13 protein-coding genes are annotated in these 17,813 nt (G+C 73.5%); 10 read left to right on the top strand and 3 right to left on the bottom strand.

Features of this window, described 5'->3' with window-relative positions:
* The first annotated feature begins 96 nt into the window (after positions 1-96).
* The 3 genes from QCZ28_RS20090 to QCZ28_RS20080 all read left to right on the top strand — a co-directional run bounded on the left by QCZ28_RS20090 (position 97) and on the right by QCZ28_RS20080 (position 7,283).
* Complete coding sequence (locus QCZ28_RS20090) at positions 97-657, top strand: XRE family transcriptional regulator (protein WP_279518102.1); 561 nt, start codon at positions 97-99, stop codon at positions 655-657.
* A 384-nt stretch (positions 658-1,041) separates the two neighbouring features.
* Positions 1,042-6,240, top strand: a complete 5,199-nt coding sequence (locus tag QCZ28_RS20085; protein ID WP_279518101.1) for a WG repeat-containing protein — start codon at positions 1,042-1,044, stop codon at positions 6,238-6,240.
* A 44-nt stretch (positions 6,241-6,284) separates the two neighbouring features.
* Positions 6,285-7,283, top strand: a complete 999-nt coding sequence (locus QCZ28_RS20080; RefSeq protein ID WP_279518100.1) for an aldo/keto reductase family protein — start codon at positions 6,285-6,287, stop codon at positions 7,281-7,283.
* 48 nt (positions 7,284-7,331) lie between these two features.
* On the opposite strand, the gene QCZ28_RS20075 is transcribed toward QCZ28_RS20080, so the two are convergent.
* Together QCZ28_RS20075 and QCZ28_RS20070 are read right to left on the bottom strand one after the other, a co-directional pair.
* Positions 7,332-8,129 (bottom strand): site-2 protease family protein, encoded by a 798-nt coding sequence (locus tag QCZ28_RS20075; protein ID WP_279518099.1) that lies wholly within the window; start codon positions 8,127-8,129, stop codon positions 7,332-7,334.
* Complete coding sequence (locus QCZ28_RS20070) at positions 8,129-8,329, bottom strand: hypothetical protein (RefSeq protein ID WP_030337978.1); 201 nt, start codon at positions 8,327-8,329, stop codon at positions 8,129-8,131. Before QCZ28_RS20070 ends, QCZ28_RS20075 begins: the two co-directional genes overlap by 1 nt.
* Positions 8,330-8,475: 146 nt before the next feature.
* Here QCZ28_RS20070 and QCZ28_RS20065 point away from each other — a divergent pair, with 146 nt between their 5' ends.
* The gene (locus QCZ28_RS20065; RefSeq protein ID WP_279518098.1) at positions 8,476-10,308 is read left to right on the top strand and encodes a serine/threonine-protein kinase; all 1,833 of its coding nucleotides are present in this window, start codon (positions 8,476-8,478) and stop codon (positions 10,306-10,308) included.
* Positions 10,309-10,565: 257 nt separating this feature from the next.
* Here QCZ28_RS20065 and QCZ28_RS20060 read toward each other — a convergent pair whose 3' ends face one another.
* Positions 10,566-10,796 carry a GntR family transcriptional regulator gene (locus QCZ28_RS20060; protein WP_279518097.1) on the bottom strand — a complete coding sequence of 77 codons (231 nt, stop codon included), beginning with the start codon at positions 10,794-10,796 and terminating at the stop codon, positions 10,566-10,568.
* 499 nt (positions 10,797-11,295) lie between these two features.
* Between QCZ28_RS20060 and QCZ28_RS20055 the strand changes: the two genes are divergently transcribed.
* The 6 genes from QCZ28_RS20055 to QCZ28_RS20030 all read left to right on the top strand — a co-directional run bounded on the left by QCZ28_RS20055 (position 11,296) and on the right by QCZ28_RS20030 (position 17,729).
* On the top strand, positions 11,296-11,574 hold the full coding sequence (locus QCZ28_RS20055; RefSeq protein ID WP_279518096.1) for a hypothetical protein: 279 nt from the start codon (positions 11,296-11,298) through the stop codon (positions 11,572-11,574).
* A 360-nt stretch (positions 11,575-11,934) separates the two neighbouring features.
* Entirely contained in the window at positions 11,935-12,573 is a 639-nt protein-coding gene (locus QCZ28_RS20050; protein ID WP_279518095.1) for a hypothetical protein, read from the top strand.
* A gap of 28 nt (positions 12,574-12,601) precedes the next feature.
* Positions 12,602-13,297 (top strand): hypothetical protein, encoded by a 696-nt coding sequence (locus QCZ28_RS20045; RefSeq protein WP_279518094.1) that lies wholly within the window; start codon positions 12,602-12,604, stop codon positions 13,295-13,297.
* Between the two features lie 374 nt (positions 13,298-13,671).
* Positions 13,672-15,609, top strand: coding sequence for a bifunctional adenosylcobinamide kinase/adenosylcobinamide-phosphate guanylyltransferase (locus QCZ28_RS20040; RefSeq protein ID WP_279518093.1), 1,938 nt, complete (start codon positions 13,672-13,674; stop codon positions 15,607-15,609).
* A complete protein-coding gene (locus tag QCZ28_RS20035) occupies positions 15,599-16,372 on the top strand; it encodes an adenosylcobinamide-GDP ribazoletransferase (RefSeq protein WP_279518092.1) in 774 nt (257 codons plus the stop codon). Before QCZ28_RS20040 ends, QCZ28_RS20035 begins: the two co-directional genes overlap by 11 nt.
* A gap of 67 nt (positions 16,373-16,439) precedes the next feature.
* Positions 16,440-17,729, top strand: coding sequence for a DUF2314 domain-containing protein (locus QCZ28_RS20030; RefSeq protein WP_279518091.1), 1,290 nt, complete (start codon positions 16,440-16,442; stop codon positions 17,727-17,729).
* Positions 17,730-17,813 lie beyond the last annotated feature (84 nt).

Genomic DNA, 17,813 nt, shown 5'->3' with positions numbered 1-17,813 from the left:
TTCGCCGTATCTGCGCGGATCCTGCGGTGCGTTCATCATGCTGAACGGGTTGCCGTTGTTCGCCAGAGCGAACGTTCGACCCCATGGAGCGAAGGCATGCCCCCGGAACCGGCTGCCCCGCTGGCCACCATCGCCGCCGCCCTGCGCCGGGAACGGGAACGGGTCGGCATCTCGCTCACCGAACTGGCCCGCCGGGCGGGGGTGGCCAAGTCCACCCTCTCCCAGTTGGAGTCGGGCAGCGGCAACCCGAGCGTGGAGACGCTCTGGTCCCTGGGCGTCGCCCTCGGCGTGCCGTTCAGCCGGCTGGTGGAGCCGGTGGACGACGTCGTACGGGTCATCCGGGCGGGAGACGGGCCGCACGTCCGCTCCGAGCAGGCCGACTTCAGCGGAACGCTGCTCAGCGCCGGTGCGGCGCACCTGCGCCGGGACGTCTACCTGATCCGGCTGGAACCCGGGGCGATCCGAACCGCTCAGGGACACACCCCGCGCAGCATCGAACACGTGGTGGTCGCCGCCGGTCGACTGCGGGTGGGGCCCGAGGGCGCGTCGGTCGAACTCGACCCCGGCGACTACGCCACGTTCCCCGGCGACGCCCCGCACCATTACGAGGCGCTCGCCGCCGGCACGTTCGCCGTCCTCATCATGGAACATCCCTGACCCGCCGCGGCGACTCCCGCCGGAGCCGGGTGGTCGTCGGGTGCGGTAGGGTCGGAGGCCAGATTCGGTTATAGGCCCAAATGTCCGAAACCAATGGGATAACGTTTGCGCCGGTGGGCGGCGCCACAGTGGCGGTGAGCGAGCCCACGCCGTTACCCTCCATCCGCAGCCACGGCCTGCCGGAGCGGCGACCTGACCGGCTCGTGCGGCCCCAGCGCGACAATTTGCAACGAGGTGACAACGCGTGAGCGAGCGGACGCGAGCCGGCCACCGGGGCGTGGCAGGCGGCGACCGGACGCCCAGCGGTCACCCGGCGGCGGCTGCGGACAGCTCACTCCCGGCGAGGATCGGCCCGGCGGCCGGGTGTGGCGACGGGCTCGCCGGATGAACGGCCGCTACACCGACCGGTGGCCAGACCCGAACGAACCGGCCTGGGTGATCGAGCCGACCACCGAGTGGCACCCCCAGTTTCCCGGCCAGCGCTACCCCGGTGACATCGGCATGCCGCACCAGCCGCCACCCCGTGGGCGGGCGACGGTGTCCGGCCGCGCCGAGGTGCCGCCGCTCGCGCCCACCCGCCCGGACGGCACCTACCTCGGCCGGTCCTGGTCCGACGAACCACCAGCGGAGCAGCCATCCCACGGCCGGTCCTGGGTGGACGACGAACCGGACGGGGCAACGGCCTACGGCCGACTCCGCGACGACGACCGCTCGACGTACGGGCGGCCCGACAGCGCCGACTCCCGCCACTACGACCACGAGCCGTACCGTCGACCGCTGCCCGAGCCACCCCGCCGCGACGAACGCCGCTCCCCCGAGTCGGACCGGCGCACCGCCTGGTCCGACCGACGCCCCGCCGACGAGCGGGGACCCGCGCGGGAAGCCGCCTGGCACTGCGACCAGCCCACCCCCGAGCGGTACGACAGCCGCCGTCCCCGGCAGGAGCCCACCGAGCGGGACCGTGGGTACCGGGGCACACCGCCGGTCTCCCCCGCGCCCCGGCCCGAACCCGGCTGGGTGCCCGAGCCGGACGACGCGCCACGTCGACGCGGCACACCGGAGCGACCGGCAGCCGGTTACGAACGACACCCCGGCGACGGGTACGGCGTCCGACCCACCCGTGACCACGACGGCCGCAGCGCCGACGGGGTCGACCCGTGGGCACCCGTCGACGGCCGCCCCCGCTACCGCGCCGACGGGTACCCGGACCGGTCCGCCGACGACCTGCGCCGCCCAGAGCCGCGCTACCGCCCGGACGAGGGGACCGAGTCGCGCTACCGCGCGGACGAGGGGATCGGCGCAGCTCCCGCACCCAACGGTGGACGACGGCGTCGGCCCGAGGCGGACCTGCCCGGCCAGCCCCGCCTCGACGACGACCGGCGTCGCCCCGACACCGACCCGCACTGGCAGCAGCCCCGTGAGGCGGCTGCCCGCGCCGAGGCGTACCCGGACCGGCGGCCCCGCGAACAGGCCCGCCCGGACGCGTACCCCGAGAACGGGCCTCGTGAGGACGCGTACCGCGAGCCCCGGCCGCAGCCGGGCCAACGGTCGGACGGCAGTCTGCCCTGGCCGCCGCCGGGTCCGGTGCGCCAGGACCGCAGCCCGGACCGGGCCCGCGAGCCGGGCCACCGCACCGAGCCGCCCCGCACCGCAGACCCGCACCGCACTTCAGACCAGCACCGCACCGCAGACCCGCACCGCACCGAGCCGCACCGTGGCCCGGACCCGTACCGCAGTGCCGACCCGGGCGTCGCGTCGCGGCCGACCGCCCGGCCCGAACGGCCGCCGGCCACGCCGTCCCGACCCGACGAGCGACCGGTACGGCCCGACGAGCGACCGGCGGCCGCCCCGGCGCGGCCCGACGAGCGAGGGGTACGTCCGGCCGCGACAGCCCCGCCCACGGCCGGCCGTGCCATGCCAGTCCCACCGGCCTCGCCGGAGCGACCGGTCTCGCCGGCGCCCGTGTCCCCCGGTTGGGACCGGCCGGTCTCGCCGGCACCCGTCTCCCCTGGCTGGGACCGGCCGCCGTCGCAGGCACCCGTGTCCCCCGCTTCGGACCGGCCGGCGTCGCAGGCCCCCGTCCGCCCTGGCTGGGACCGGCCTGCGTCGCAGGCACCCGTGTCCCCCGCTTCGGACCGGCCGGTCTCGCCGGCACCTGTCTCTCCCGGCTGGGACCGGCCTGCGTCGCAGGCACCCGTGTCCCCCGGTTCGGACCGGCCGGTCTCGCCGGCACCTGTCTCCCCCGCGCCCTCTGGTTGGAACCGGCCGGTGTCGGCCGCCCCGGTCTCCCCCGTCCTCCCGGACCGGCCGGTGTCGCCGGCACCCGTCGCCCCCGCGCCCCCCGGTCCGGAGCGCCCGGTGTCCGCCGCTCCGGTGTCGCCCGCCGCCGACCTGCCCGTCTCGGGACCGCCCGCCGCCCGCCTGCGGCTGGAGTACCTGTCCGCGCCGGCGGAGCCGCCCGGCGCCGACGAGCGGTCCGACGTCCTGCCGGCACCCGGACGCCGGCCGCTGACCGAACCGCCGTCGACGGCCGGGGCGCGTCACACCCCGCCGCCGCGTTACCCCGGCCCGGGCACCGGGGACCGCCCGGTGGACCAGCCGCGCGGCGAGGAGCCGGGTCCGGATCACCGTCGGGTCGGCGACCCGCTGTTCGGCAACCCGCCAACCGACCGCCGCCCGGTCACGCCGGACCGCTCGCCGTCCACGGAGCGGCAGCACTCCGCCGATCGACCGGCCGCCCCGCAACACCCAGCCGCGCCGCAACACCCGTACCCGCCGCAGCGGCCGGACGCGCCGGAGCGGGTGGCCCCGGTGGCGGACGCACGCCCGTCGGTCGCCCCGCCGCCCACCTGGCAGGCACCGGCGTCACCAGCGACCCGTCCCGCCCCGCGCCCGGACGACCCCACGCCGGTGGCGCCTGCTCCTGCTCCGACGGCGCCCCCGCACGGCACGGTCCCGCAGCCGCCGGCGGTGGACGTCGCGCCGGTGCTCCCGCCGGCCCCCGGTACGCCGCGCCGCTACGCACCCCCGCCACCCTCGGAAGAGCCGGTGGCGCCCGTTCGCGAACCGGACGACGTCGCGGGCGTCCGTGGGCCGGACGCGTGGTTCAGCCCGGCTCAGCCCGCCGATTCCTCGACGGGTGCGCCGACGACCGACGAGCGGCAGTACGACCCGACCGACGATGAGTCGACGGCCGGCAGCCCCGACCTCTTCACGACAGCGGCCGCACCGGACACGGAGGCGTCGACGCCGACGGCTGACACCCACCTGGACGTGACCGACGCCAGCGGGTCAACAGCAGACGACGCCGTCGCCCCGGTCTCCGCGCCGCCCGTTGCCCCGGTCTCCGGTGCTCCCCGGCGCTGGCTTGACAACCTGGACGATGCCCCGCAGCCCACGTTCGACACGGCAACTGTGGACGGCGACCAACCCGCCTCCGGCGCACCGGTGCTCGCGATCCCCCACCAACAGGTCGAACGCGACCTCGCAGCCGAACCCGGCGTCGACGAGCAGGCCTTCACCGCTTCGCCCAGTGAGAACGGCGGCCCGGTCGAGTACCACCCGACGGACGAACTCGCGGCATCCGACGAGCCGACCGGCGCTGCCGACGCTCCGAGCGCGGGCCCGGCGGGAGGCCCGTACGTCGACGAGTGGCCGGCGGAAGCCGCGCCGCCCGTGACACCTGCGGACGACCCGGACCCGCCCGTCTCGGCACCGTCGTTCTCGGCACCACCCGCCTCGGTCACGCCGGTCTCCGCTCCCCCGGCACCGCCGGTATCGGCAGCGCCGGCAGCACCCGTCTCCGCACCCCCAGCGCCCGCCGCGCCGCAGAAGCCCGTTTCCGCACCGCCTCTCGGCACAGCACCCGTCTCCGCACCACCCGCGCCGGCAGAGCCCCACTCCGTAGCGGCCGTCTCCGCGCCACCCGTCCCGGCGGCGTCCGTGTCCGCACCGCCAGCGCCCGTTTCCGCACCACCCGTCTCTGCGCCACCAGCCACAACTCCCGTGTCCGTGCCACCGGCCTCGGCATCACCGTCCGCCACGGCACCGGTCTCCGGGCCACCAGCGTCGGCAGAGCCGACGTCCGGACCACCAGCGTCGGCAGAGCCGACGTCCGGACCACCAGCGTCGGCAGAGCCGACGTCCGGGCCACCCACGTCGGTGGAGCCGACGTCCGGGCCGCCGGCCCCGGCCGTACCTAGCCCGAGGAGCGGCGCGGACGGCGAGAACACGCCGGTGTCCGCGCCGCCCGCCGAGGCACCGCCGGTGGTGACACGCCCGTCGCTGGCCGACCCGGGCGACCCGGAGCAGGTGCTCGCCGCGTACCGCTGGCGGTTGGACCCGGTCACCCTGCGCGAGGAACTGACCGAGCCGGACGACCTGCGGGCCATTCGGCGACGGCTGACCGAGAAGTTGGGCTCGGCGGTCGACAACCGTGCCCGGGCCCGGCTGCTCAGCCTGCGGGCGGTGGCCTCGCGGATTCTCGGCGAGCTGGACGACGCGCTGGCCGACGGCCGGCTCGCCCTCACCTACGCCGAGGCCACCGGCGAGCTGCGCCGGACCGCGCTGGCCCAGGCCCGGCTGGCCCACGTGCTGCGCTGGCGCGGCGACTTCGCCGAGGCGGACCAGCTCTTCGCCCAGGCCAACTCGGTCGAGTTGCCTGACCGGTTGCGGGCCGCGATGCACGAGCACGCCGGGCGGTCGTGTTACGACCAGGGGCGGCTCATGGAGGCGTGCGAGCACTTCGAGAAGGCGCTGGACCTGCGTGGGGCCGGCGACGCCGAACTGCTGGAGCGGGTCCGGGTGGCCCTCGACGCGGTCACCGTCCGGGCCGAGGCTGATGGCTTCGGGCCGTACCCCCGGGGTCGGGACGAGGTCCTCGACCGGGACCGGCCCCCGTTGCCGGACCGGGATGGGCAGCTGTGGGGTTACACCAGCCAGGACGGCGAGGTGGTCATTCCCGCCCGGTACGCCGAGGCGCAGCCCTTCCACGACGGGTTGGCCTGGGTCCGCCGACCGGACAGCGACCTTTGGTCGTTGATCAACCTGCTCGGTACGACGGTGATCCCGCCGTCCTTCCGGGCCGCGCATCCGTTCAGTGACGGCCTGGCCTGGGTGGTCGGCGAGGGCGGTTGGACGGCGATCGACGCGACCGGGGCGGTGCAGGTCGCACCCAACTTCGCCGAGGTACGGCCGTTCCGGCGTGGGCTGGCCGCGGTGCGGCGCGAGGGGTGGGGGGCGGTCGACCGGACCGGCCGGGTCGTCGTGCCCACCCGCTACCACGGCTTCGTCACCGAGTTGGCCGACGGCCGGCAGGTCGACGGTTTCACCGATGAAGGGCTGGCCGTGGTCGACGTGGCGGGCCGGCGGGGCGTGGTGGACCGCACCGGCACGGTGCTGGTCCCGCCGGCGCACCCGATGCTGGTCATCCACCCGGTGGCGTTCCTGATCGAGAGTGGCAACGGGCGGTGGGGTGCGCTGGACCGGCGCGGGGTGCCGCTCATCGACCCGGTGCACGCCGATCGCGCCGAGGTGCTGGAGGAGATCGACCGGCTACTCACCGACGCCAATCCGGTGCTCTGAGTCGTCGGTCGCCAATGATGATCCACTAGGGCTAGGGTCGGTACATGGAATTCCGACACCTGGGCCGTTCCGGCCTGATGGTCAGCGAGATCTCGTACGGCAACTGGATCACCCACGGTTCGCAGGTCGAGGAGGACGCGGCGTTCGCGTGCGTCCGGGCCGCCCTCGACTCGGGGATCACCACCTTCGACACCGCCGACGGGTACGCCGGAGGGCGGGCCGAGGACGTGCTCGGCCGGGCGTTGCAGAACGAGCGCCGGGAGAGCCTGGAGATCTTCACCAAGGTCTACTGGCCGACCGGGCCCAGCCGCAACAACCGTGGACTGTCCCGCAAGCACATCATGGAGTCGATCAACGGCTCGCTGCGCCGACTGCGCACCGACTACGTGGACCTCTACCAGGCCCACCGCTACGACTACAGCACCCCGCTGGAAGAGACGATGGAGGCGTTCGCGGACGTCGTCCACTCCGGCAAGGCGCACTACATCGGCGTCTCCGAGTGGAGCGCCGACCAGCTGCGCGCCGCCCACCCGCTCGCCCGGGAACTGCACATCCCACTGGTCTCCAACCAGCCCCAGTATTCGATGCTCTGGCGGGTCATCGAGGCCGAGGTCGTGCCGACCAGCGAGGAACTGGGCATCGGGCAGATCGTCTGGTCGCCGATCGCGCAGGGCGTGCTCTCCGGCAAGTACCTGCCGGGCCAGCCGCCGCCGGCCGGTTCCCGCGCCACCGACGAGAAGTCGGGTGCGGGGTTCATCTCCCGGTTCATGAACGACGACGTGCTGACCCGGGTCCAGCAGCTCAAGCCGCTCGCCGAGCAGGCCGGGCTCAGCATGGCCCAGCTCGCCGTGGCGTGGGTGCTGCAGAACCCGAACGTCTCGTCGGCGATCATCGGCGCGTCCCGCCCCGAGCAGGTGCACGACAACGTGAAGGCGGCCGGGCTGAAGCTCGACGCCGACCTGCTCACGGCGATCGACGACGCTATCGCTCCGATCGTCGAGCGGAACCCGGCGAAGACCGAGTCCCCCGCGAAGCGTCCCTGACGCCGTTCCGGCCCGGCCGGCGGGAACCTCCACGCCGACCGGGCCGGCTCAGCTCTGCCAGAAGCGGATCAGCTCCAGGCCGGTGGCGTAGAGCCACGAGGGCAGACCGAGCAGGTCACCGACCGCGAAGACCGCGTCGAAGAACCACCCGCCGATGCGCGGGTTCCACAGCAGCGCGAAGAGCAGGATGAAGCCGTACGGCGCGAACAGGTCGTACATCTTGCGCCACTGCGGGTTGAGCCACGGCTGGATCATGTTGCCGCCGTCCAGGCCGGGCACCGGCAGCAGGTTCAGCACACTGGCGGTGAGCTGGAGGAAGGCGAGCAGCGCCACCCCGGCCCAGAACTCCACCGGGCCACCCGACCGGGTGCCGAGTTGCACCGCCACCACCAACACCAGCGTGAACAGCACGTTCGTCGCCGGGCCGGCGAGGCTGACCAGGGTGTGCCGCAGTCGGCCCGGGATGGCGTGCCGGTCCACCCAGACCGCGCCACCCGGCAGGCCGATGCCGCCGAGCAGCACCACCACCACCGGCAACACGATCGACAGCAACGGGTGGGTGTACTTGAACGGGTTGAGCGTCAGGTAGCCGCGATGGGCGATGTCCCGGTCGCCGGCCCGGTAGGCCACCACCGCGTGGGCGTACTCGTGCAGGCAGAGCGACACCAGCCAGCCGGACACCACGAAGAGGAACACGGTGAACCGGACGTTGCCGTACCCGTTCCAGGTCAGCACCCCGCTGACCGCGAAGAGGGCGACCAGGCCGAGGAAGACCGGGCTGGGCCGGAACGCCGCCCTGGGCACGCCGAGGACCAGCCCGTCGCCGCCCGGGCGGTCGTAGGCCATCACTCGGCCGTGGGCAGCAGGCTCATCCGGTACTCCACCCGGTCGTCCTCCACGAGCGCGACCGAGGTGACGCCGGACGCCGCGAGCTCCCGCCAGGTCTGACCGATCCAGGATTCGGCGTCGGCCTGGCTGCCGAACGACTCCGCCGGCCCCTCGACCGTCTGACCGTCAGTGCCCTCGTACCGCCAGCTCCACGCCATGCCGCGTCTCCCCTCGCCGCTGAAGTCCCCGTGGGACGAACCCCCGCCAGCGTAGTCGGCCCGGCGCGCAACGGCCGCTCGCTCGCCCCGGCCGGGGACCCATGGGGTGGATCAATCCGATTGACGCCGGCCGGTACGGTGGCTCGGTGTTGACGCGGGGAGTGCTGCTCGGCGACCGGTACCGGCTGGGCGAGCGGGTGGCGACAGGTGGGATGGGCGCGGTCTGGCGCGGCACGGACGTGCTGCTGGAACGCGAGGTCGCGGTGAAGGTGCTGCTGCCGTCGCTGGTCGCCGATCCGGAGTTCACCACCCGGTTCCGGGCCGAGGCGCGGATGCTCGCCGCGCTGCGGCACCCGGGCGTGGTCCCGGTGCACGACGTGGGGCAGGCCGTGCTCGACGACGGCAGCCAGGTCGACTACCTGGTGATGGAGTACGTCGAGGGCGAGCCGTTGTCCGCCCGGGTGCGCGCGGTGCGGCGGCTGGATCCGGCCACCACCATGTCGGTGCTGGCCCAGGCCGCGGACGCGCTGCACACCGCCCACCTCGCCGGCATCGTGCACCGGGACGTGAAGCCGGGCAACCTGCTGGTCAAGGCCGACGGCACCGTGGTGCTCGTCGACTTCGGCATCGCCCGGTCGCGGCACATGGCCGGGCTCACCGCCGCGAACATGGTGCTCGGCACCGCCTCGTACATGTCCCCCGAGCAGGCCACCGGGCAGCCCGTCTCGGCCGCCACCGACGTCTACGCGCTCGGCGCTGTGGCGTACTTCTGCCTTGCCGGGCAGCCGCCCTTCCACGGTGACAATCCCCTCGCGGTGGCGCTGCGGCACGCCCAGGAGGACCCGGCGGCGCTGCCGGCGGACACTCCGCCGGCGGTCGCCGCCGTGGTGGCCCGCGCGCTGGCCAAGCGTCCGGAGGACCGGTTCGGCAGCGCCGCTGAGTTGGCCGCTGCCGCCGCCGATGCCCGCGACGCCACCCTGGCGAGCATCCCGGTCTCCGCCCGCCCACCGTGGGCGCTGGCCGCTCCGACCCCGGGCGTCGCGGCCTCCGCCGCGCCCGCCCTTCCGCTCCCCGCCGCCGCTCCCGCGCCAGCAGTCGCGGCGACGCCGCCCGCCGGGCCGGTGTCGGCGGGGCCCGCCGGGCCGGTGTCGGCGGGGCCTGCCGGGCCGGTGTCGGCGGGGCCTGCCGCGCTGCGCGCACCGGCGAGCGTCGCGGCCGAGCCGACGACCGCACCGAAGCCGACCCGGGAGGACGCGCTCCCGGGCGGGCCGGCGAACCGACGCCTCCCCCTGCTGGTCGGGGCCGGCGCTGTCGTCATCGTCGCGCTTGCCGTCGCGGTGACCGTGGTGGCGCTGCGACCCGAAGCGAAGCCGGGTTCGGTGGACCAGCCAGCCGCGCTGGCCGGTGAAACGGCGGTGGCGGCCACCGATGGTGCGCCGCCGCCCGCGGACGTGGCCACCACCGCGCCCCGGCCCAGCACGACGCCGGGCGCCAGCCGCACCGCGACAGCCGGCCCGTCCGGCTCCCCCGTCGACGCGTCGACCAGCGGCGACCCCGCCCGCACCCCGGTGCCGGGCGGCCCGCCGAGCGCCACCGCCAGCAGTCGACCCACGCCCAGCCGCACCCCGTCCAGCCGACCCAACCCGTACACCGCCGCCCAGGCGTGCGGCAGCGGCTACCAGGTGATCGACTCGGCGACGCTGACCGGCGGCGACGGGCAGCGCAAGGGTCGGGTCTTCCTGCTGTACCACGCGGGCACCGGCACCAACTGCGTGGTCACCCTCAAGGACACCGCGGTCGGTACGAAGTCGGCGGCCTCGGCGTACCTGGAGGTGCAGGGTCGGGCCCGCAGCACCGACAGCGGGTCCTTCGACTACTACGCCGGGCCGGTGCGGGCCAGCGCCGCCGGGACGTGCGTCAAGTGGGGCGGCTCCACCGGCGGGGTCAGTTACGGCAGCGGGTTCGAGCACTGCGACTGACGACGGGCCGGCAGGCACCGCAACCCTGGGCGGCCTTAAGGAACGGATAGGTTTGTGCAGATGCGGCCTTAGCTGGAGTTTGGCCGTCCGGGTTGGTGCGGCACCGGTTTGCAGTCTTCGCAGGTCAGAGGCTATCCCTGCAAACCGGCGCCCGTCATCTGCACCCACTCTTAGCCACCGGGACTTCGGGCCACCCTGCGGGCCCTCGCCGGGCCTCTGACACGCAGCCGCCATACGAGGGTAGGGGCCAGCCCGCCCTACCGCTCTGCGACGAAGGTTCCGCGCCCGGTGAACGTGACGACCAATCCGCGCTCCCGGAGCAGGCGAACCGCAGCTCGGACCGTTCCGCGAGCCACGCCGTACTCCTGCTGGAGAGTGGACTCACTCGGAAGCGGCTGGCGCGGCTTCAACTTCCCGCTCTCGATCTGTTTGGCGAGGGCATCCGCGAGCTGAACGTAAAACGGCACCGGGGACATCTCGTCAACCATGATCGGCAGCCTATGGACGGCTCACACGGGTTGAGCGTTGGGTACGGGCTACTCGTGCTAGACAGGTTGTACGAGGTGTACAGGTTGGTCTACAGTCGGTTGCAAGGGCAGCGGATTGTAGGAGGTCTGGTGCGACGAGTCCGGGTTGACGATTACCTGCTGTCAGTGGCGATGACCCTCGCGCACCGTCACCGACCAGCGCGAAGCTGGGTTCGCTGGCACTACGGCGCAGAGCTTCCCTGCCGGTCCCGCCACCGCATCCCGATCCGGGGGCATTGGCCGGGTGAGGGCCGATGACGCAACACGGGCCAGTCCTGCCCCTTTGGCTGTGCGAGACGTGCGACCGGCCGTGGCCCTGCGTCACCCGCCGCGAGGAGCTGTTGAGTGAGTACGCAGACGCCTCATTCACGCTGGCCGTCTACATGGGCGTGCTCCTAGTGTCGGCTGAGCAGGACATGAGCTGGGCTCCACCGGGCAAGCTCCGCCTCCGCTTCCTCGAGTGGGTGCCGTGATCGCCTTCAACATCGGGGACCTGCTGCTGATCGGGTCAGCGTGCTCGCCGCAGTTCACCGGGGACCGAGGGCTGCGGCTCCGGCTAGTGTCCGTCGGCGAGGTTGACCCGTACAACGGCTGGATGTGGTTGACGGGCTACGTCCTCGACCCGCAGGGCAACGCCACCGACAAGCGAGAGGTCTACGTCCAGCGCGCCGGCATCGGGGTTGCAGATAGGGCTCCCGCTCCAAGGCTCGTGGGCCGGCTGCTGCCCACCCACGCCTGAGCCGCCTAGGGGCACGAGAGACACCGCAGCCCCCGCCCGGTCGACCCCGGGGCGGGACTGGTGTGCGGACCGGGCTAGCTGGCCTCTGCGATCCGGCGGAGAGCCGCGCAGACGTTGAGAATCTTCTTAGGTCCCACCCGGCTGGCCTTGTCGACTCCTCCTCGGAGGTGATCTCTTCGAAGCCGACCATCGACCAACTTCATGTCAGCGCAAACCGGTTCATCAAGCTTTCTGGAACAAGATTCGGGATCCAGCGTGTCACTCGCCGGAGCGGTCCTACTCGTTCATACGATCGGACGCGCCGGCTGTGGGTTGGGTCGCCCACGGGGAAGAGCCGCGCACACCAGTCACGGGAGAGCTGTGGACATCAACGCCAAGCGGAAGCTCCGGACCGCCTTCATGAACTGGCTGTTCGAGGCCACCGGCGGCAGTGAGTCGGACGACCAAGATGCATCGGAATTTCGTGTGCCGGATGGTTGGACAGGTGTGCCGCCAACTGAGCAGGACGTTGAGGATGCGGTGCGCTACCTGGAGGGCGAACATCTGGTCAAGGCCCACTGGACCTTTGACGGCCCAATGGCGATCCAGCTCACGCACGCGGGGATCCGGGAGATGGAGCAGCTGCTTTCGGAGCCAAGCGAGCGCACCGAGCACTTCGTGCCGTTGGTCAACATCACAAACATCCACGGCTCGGTGATCGGCTCGCAGATCCAGCAGGGCAGTCCAGGCGCGACGCAGACCGGGCATATCGAGGTCAACCAGCGGAACAACGCAGAGGCTTTTATCACCGCCGCGCGAAAGATCCTAGGGAGCGACAGCCTAGACGCCGACACACGGGCGCAGGCGGAGGCGGATCTCGCAATCATGAGCCGCGAGCTCGAAAGCGCGACTCCTCGATGGCCGATCCTCCAGGCTTTTGGCACGTCCGTCCGCGATGCTCTGGCCACGGCGGCCGGCACCGCTGCTGCCGCTGGCGTTCTTAGCCTTCCCTGGCCGTAGGTCGACGAGGCTTGCCGGGAGGGGGCAAATGGACACGTCGGAAGCCGTCACCCTGCTGATCGCGGTCGTGGGCGCAGGAACCGCCATCGTGGCGGCGCTCTTCGCCGGATCTCAGGCAGTCGCAGCAACCCACCAGGCTCGGTACGCCCAAGAGCAACTGAACCTCGCCGAGCAGGTCCGCAAGGACCAGGCCCAGCCGTACATCTTTGCTGACCTCCGCCCGGACGAGCAAGAGCCGGTAAAGGTCATGTTGGTCATCCAAAACACGGGCTCGACGGTGGCCAAGAACGTCCGGGTGAAGTTCGATCCGCCCCTGTCCTCCGTAGCAATGCCCGAGTTCGCCGACGAGATGGAAGTGCTCAACCGCCCCATCGCAGCAATTCCGCCTGGCCGAGCGCTCAAGTGGTTCTTTGACATCAGCTTCCAACTTTTTGGAGCGCCCGACGCTCCTCGCCGCTACAACGTCACGATCAACGCCGATGGCCCGTTCGGTCCGGTAGAGGAGTTGATCTACGACATCGACCTCAGCGACATCGGGCGGAGCGACGCGGCTGCTCCCATGGGCAAAAAGATTGCGGATGAACTTGAAAAGGCACGGAAGGCTCTGGAGAAGCTTGCCAGAGGCAATCGCAGCGCTCCGAATCTGCCTCACTGGATAGCGCACCCGCCTCCGCCAGGGCCAGAGCCAGAGCCGGAAGGCGATGCGGAGCCGCCTCAGGGGTGACATGCTCTGCACCCCCGACCATCTGGGATCGGGGGTACGAGCGGCTAGCCAATGTCAGGTGCGGACGTTGTGTCGGCGAACGGCAGAACCAGCTTCTGCCCGGGCGGGCCAACACCGTAGGTGATCACCACCTTCGCGCTGACCAGCGTGATCTTCAGTTGGCCTCTCCTCAGGCTAGGTAAAGAGTTCATCGCGCGAATGTCGGGAGCGCGAGCCGGAGGGGTGCAGGGCCGGCTGGTCTGCAATCGGTACACGCCGGGGTATCGGCTCCCGGAGACGACCCTGGCCTGCAACGGGCGCAGGACGGTTTTCCGATCTTCGGGAGGGCTGGGGCGACGTGCCCGTTCCTGGAGGAGGAGAACTAAGGTACGGGCATGTCCGTAGACGGGTGGAACACGGTCCTGGTGCTCGGCGGTATCCGGTCCGGCAAGTCCGAGTTCGCCGAGTCCCTGGTCAGCAACGCGCCGGTGGTCCGCTACGTCGCCACCGCGCCCGAGGGCGACCCGGAGGACACCGAGTGGGCGACCCGGCTGGCGGCGCACCGCGCCCGCCGGCCGGGCAGCTGGACCACCGAGGAGACCACCGAGGACCCGCGCCGGCTGGCCGACGTGCTGGCGTCCGCCGAGACCAACGAGACGGTGCTCGTCGACGACCTCGGCGGCTGGGTGACGGTGCTGCTCGACCCCGACCACCAACCCGCCGACGACGTGGCGACGATCGCCGAGCTGGCCGAGGCGATCCGTGGGTGCGCCGCCCGGGTGGTGCTGGTGAGCCCCGAGGTGGGGCTGTCGCTGGTGCCGACCACCCCGCTGGGCCGGGCGTTCACCGACGCGTTGGGCGCGGCCAACCGCGCGGTCGCCGACGCCTGCGACGCGGTAGTGCTCGTCGTCGCCGGCCAGCCGGTCTGGCTCAAGTCGGTGGCCGCCGCGACCGAACCGGCCGCCACCGAACCAGCCGCCATGGTGACCGCGGCGACGGCCGCCGGCACCGCGCCGGTCGCGGCGAGCCTGGCCGACACCGAGCCGACCCCCGAGGTGCAGCTGCCCGACGTGCTGACCCACACGCCGCCGGCCACCCCGACGCCGGAACCGGGCGACGCGTGGGCCGCACCGACAATGGCGCTGCCGATGGTGGCCACCGGGCTGGTCATCCAGCCCGGCATGGAACTGCCGATGCCCGACGAGTACGCGGGCCCGCAGGCGGTGGACCGGCTGGCCACCCTGGACGTACCGGGCGCCGGGCTGGGCGTGCTGGACCGGGTGGTGGGCTTCGCCGCCGCCACCCAGGGCACCTCCACGCCGGCCGCCTGGGGTTCGGTGCGGGTGCTGCTGCTGCACGGCGACCACGCCGGTGGGGCGTCGGCCGGCACCGTCGCCGGTGAGTCCGCGCGGCGCGCCGCGCAGGCCCGCGCCGGCCAGGGCGCGTTGGCCCGGCTGGCCGCCGAGAGCGGCGCCAGTCTTCAGGTGGTGGACACCCCGGCTGCCGCGCCGATCGAGGACCAGCCGGCCCTCACGCCGGAGCAGGTGGAGTCCGCGCTGCGCTACGGCTGGCGGTTGGCCGAACAGGCCGCCGACGCCGGCGTACAGCTGCTGGTGCTCGGGGCGTGCGGCGCCGGCACCGAGGCGGCGGCCGCAGCGGTGCTCGCGGCGACCGCGGGCGCGGAGCCGCCCGCCGTGCTGGGCCGGGTGATCACCGACTCCGGCGAGATCGACGACGCGGCGTGGATGACCCGCTGCGCGGCGGTCCGCGACGCGCTGCACCGCACCCGCCGTTCGTCACGTGGCGCCAAGGACATCCTCGCCGAGCTGGGCGGCGGCGACGTGGCGGTGGCTACCGGCGTGCTGCTCGGCGCCACCGCCCGCCGGGTGCCGGTGCTGCTCGACGGGCCGGTCGGGTTGGCCGCCGGCATGGTGAGCCGGGACCTGGCCGGGCAGGCCCGGCACTGGTGCCTGCTGGCCGACCACGGCGGGCACCCGGCCGTGCGGCTCGCCGCCGACGTGCTGGGCCTCACGCCGCTGCTCGACCTGCGGCTGGATCTCGGCGAGGGCGCGAACGCGCTGGTCGCGCTGCCGCTGCTGCGCTCGGTGCTGGCGCTGGCCGCCGCGCTTCCGGTGCACCCGTCGCTGGGTGGCGGTGACGACACCGACCCGGCCGGGGACGAGCCGGAGTCCACCGACCCGAGCCACGCCGACCCGGACCTCACCGAGCCGGACGTCACCGAGCCCGACTTCGCCGAGCCGGAGCCGGCCGGGCCGGGCCCGGCCAGCACCGGGACGGACGAGCAGCCGGCGTCGGGCCTGCGTGCCGGCTGAGCCACGACTGCTCGCGGGAGCCCGGCTGGCAGTCACCACGTTCACCACGCTGCCGGTGCGGGCCGGGCGCATCGATCGCCCGGTCGCCGGCACCGCGATGGCCCTCGCCCCGGTGGTCGGCGCGCTGCTCGGCGTCCTGCTGGCCGGTGTGCTGCTGCTGGCCGGCGCGTTCGCTCCCCCGCTGGTGGCGGCCGGCGTCACCGTCGGCGTCGCCGCGCTGCTCACCCGGGGGCTGCACCTGGACGGGCTGGCCGACACCGTGGACGCGCTCGGCTCGTACCGGCGCGGCGCGGCCGCCCTGGAGATCATGAAGAAGCCGGACGTCGGCCCGTTCGGGGTGGTCGCCCTGGTGGTCGTACTCCTGGTGCAGGCGGCGGCGCTCGCCGACCTGGCGGGCCGGTCCTGGCCGGCGGTGCTCGCGGCGGTGGTGGCGGCGACCGCGGCCGGGCGGTTCGGTGTCACGGTGGCCTGCCGGCGGGGGGTGCCGGCGGCCCGGCCCGACGGGCTGGGCGCGCTGGTCGCCGGCACTGTCGGCCCGGTGGCAGTGGCCGCCGGCGCGGTCGCCGTCGTGCTGCTGGCGGTGCCCGCGGTGCCGGGCCGTCCGTGGCAGGGGCCACTGGCCGTCGTCGCCGCGATCGCCGTCGCGCTGGCGCTGCTCACCCACGTGGTACGCCGGCTCGGCGGCATCACCGGCGACGTCCTCGGCGCCACCGTCGAGGTGGTCACCACGCTGGTCTACCTGGGTCTGGTGCTGTCCGGCTGAACCGGGCACGGCGCGCCGGGTAGCGTTCGCCTCGACAACACCGGCACGGCCACCGGGGGATCCCACCATGCTCATCACTGACGACTTCCTGCCCGTACCGGTGCCGGAGTCGCTCAGCGCGACCTACCTGGTGCCGATGACGGGGCTGCCGAAGGTCAGTGCGAAGACCGCGGTGGCGGCCCTGACCGGCCGGCTCGCCGAGCCGGTGCACGGGCTGGCCCGGCAGATGCTCGACAGCCCGCTGATGAGCGTCGACACCCGGCCGATCACCGAGTTTCCCGAACTGCCGCCGGACCTGCTCACCGCGTTCGGTGCCACCACTGAGCAACTGGCCCGGCTGGCGGCGGCGACGCACCTGGTGGTCGTCCAGGCCGAGTACCGGCCCGGCTGGCCGCCGGCACACGAGTGGGCCGCCCGGGCGGTCGCGGCGGCCGTTGCCGAATCCGTCGACAGCGACGTGGTGGACGTCTTCGGTCTCCAGTTCCTCGACCCGGCGACCGCGCTGCGGTCCCTCCCGGACGAGCAGGGCCGTATCCGGCTCGTCGACTGGGTGCTGGTGCCGTACTCCTCGGACACCGAGGGCCTGTGGTTCACCACGAAGGGGTTGCGCCGCTTCGGCCTGCTGGAGTTGCAGACCCAGGGGGTGCCCGACCACCTCACCCGCGCCTGGGGTGCGGTGATGACCGGGGCGGCCCGCCGGCTGCTGCGGGACTGGACCGACGGGCTCACCGGCGAGGAGGTGCCGGCGTTCGTGCAGCTGCCGGTGCTGGCGACGGTCACCGGGCACGACATCGCCGTGGCGTACGGCAATCCGGAGCAGCACGGTGCCACCGCCCCGGTGCTGCTCCGCCTCGAACTGGACCCGGCGACCGACCCGGAGGCCGACTCGTTCCTCAGCCTGCGCCCGCCGGCCGGGCATCCCGGCCCGGACGGGCGGTACTACGCCGCCGCCTGCGCGACGCTGTTCTCCGGGATCCAGCCGGACGTTCGCTACGCGCGCTCCGGTGACGCGATGAGCCGTGCGGTCGCCACCGCCCGGGCCGCGCTCGGTGACGCGCGGGCCCGGTTCGTCGCCGGTCGGTTCCCCACCGAGTCGCAGCTGGTGGTGAAGTACGGCCTGCCCGGGGACGACGGCCCGGAGTACGTCTGGGCGGGCGTCACCTCGTGGGAGGTCCCGGAGCGGATCGTGGGCGTGAGCGCCAGCGACGCCAACACCGACCAGAGCGTCCGCATCGGAGCCCCCGTGGTGGTGGAGACCTCCGACGTGGTCGACTGGGCCGTCCTGGACGCGACAGGCGTCATCGAAGGCGGCTGGACCCAGGCAGTCCTGGACTCCGGCGAACCCCCCACCCCCTAACCCCCGCACCCCCCCGCCGGCGTACTCCAGCGGCATCTCCCAGCCCCCGAAGGGGGCGAACTGGGCTCCGGCGGCGGTGTGCCG

This window comes from Micromonospora sp. DH14, from assembly GCF_029809455.1.
Lineage (GTDB): Bacteria > Actinomycetota > Actinomycetes > Mycobacteriales > Micromonosporaceae > Micromonospora > Micromonospora parva.
Note: the sequence above shows the minus strand (reverse complement) of the source record. Positions and strands in the feature narration are given on the sequence as shown.

Coding starts and splice junctions, on each gene's coding strand:
- QCZ28_RS20090 (WP_279518102.1), top strand. CDS start 97: ATGCCCCCGGAACCGGCTGCCCCGCTGGCCACCATCGCCGCCGCCCTG.
- QCZ28_RS20085 (WP_279518101.1), top strand. CDS start 1,042: ATGAACGGCCGCTACACCGACCGGTGGCCAGACCCGAACGAACCGGCC.
- QCZ28_RS20080 (WP_279518100.1), top strand. CDS start 6,285: ATGGAATTCCGACACCTGGGCCGTTCCGGCCTGATGGTCAGCGAGATC.
- QCZ28_RS20075 (WP_279518099.1), bottom strand. CDS start 8,129: ATGGCCTACGACCGCCCGGGCGGCGACGGGCTGGTCCTCGGCGTGCCC.
- QCZ28_RS20070 (WP_030337978.1), bottom strand. CDS start 8,329: ATGGCGTGGAGCTGGCGGTACGAGGGCACTGACGGTCAGACGGTCGAG.
- QCZ28_RS20060 (WP_279518097.1), bottom strand. CDS start 10,796: ATGGTTGACGAGATGTCCCCGGTGCCGTTTTACGTTCAGCTCGCGGAT.
- QCZ28_RS20045 (WP_279518094.1), top strand. CDS start 12,602: ATGGACACGTCGGAAGCCGTCACCCTGCTGATCGCGGTCGTGGGCGCA.
- QCZ28_RS20040 (WP_279518093.1), top strand. CDS start 13,672: ATGTCCGTAGACGGGTGGAACACGGTCCTGGTGCTCGGCGGTATCCGG.
- QCZ28_RS20030 (WP_279518091.1), top strand. CDS start 16,440: ATGCTCATCACTGACGACTTCCTGCCCGTACCGGTGCCGGAGTCGCTC.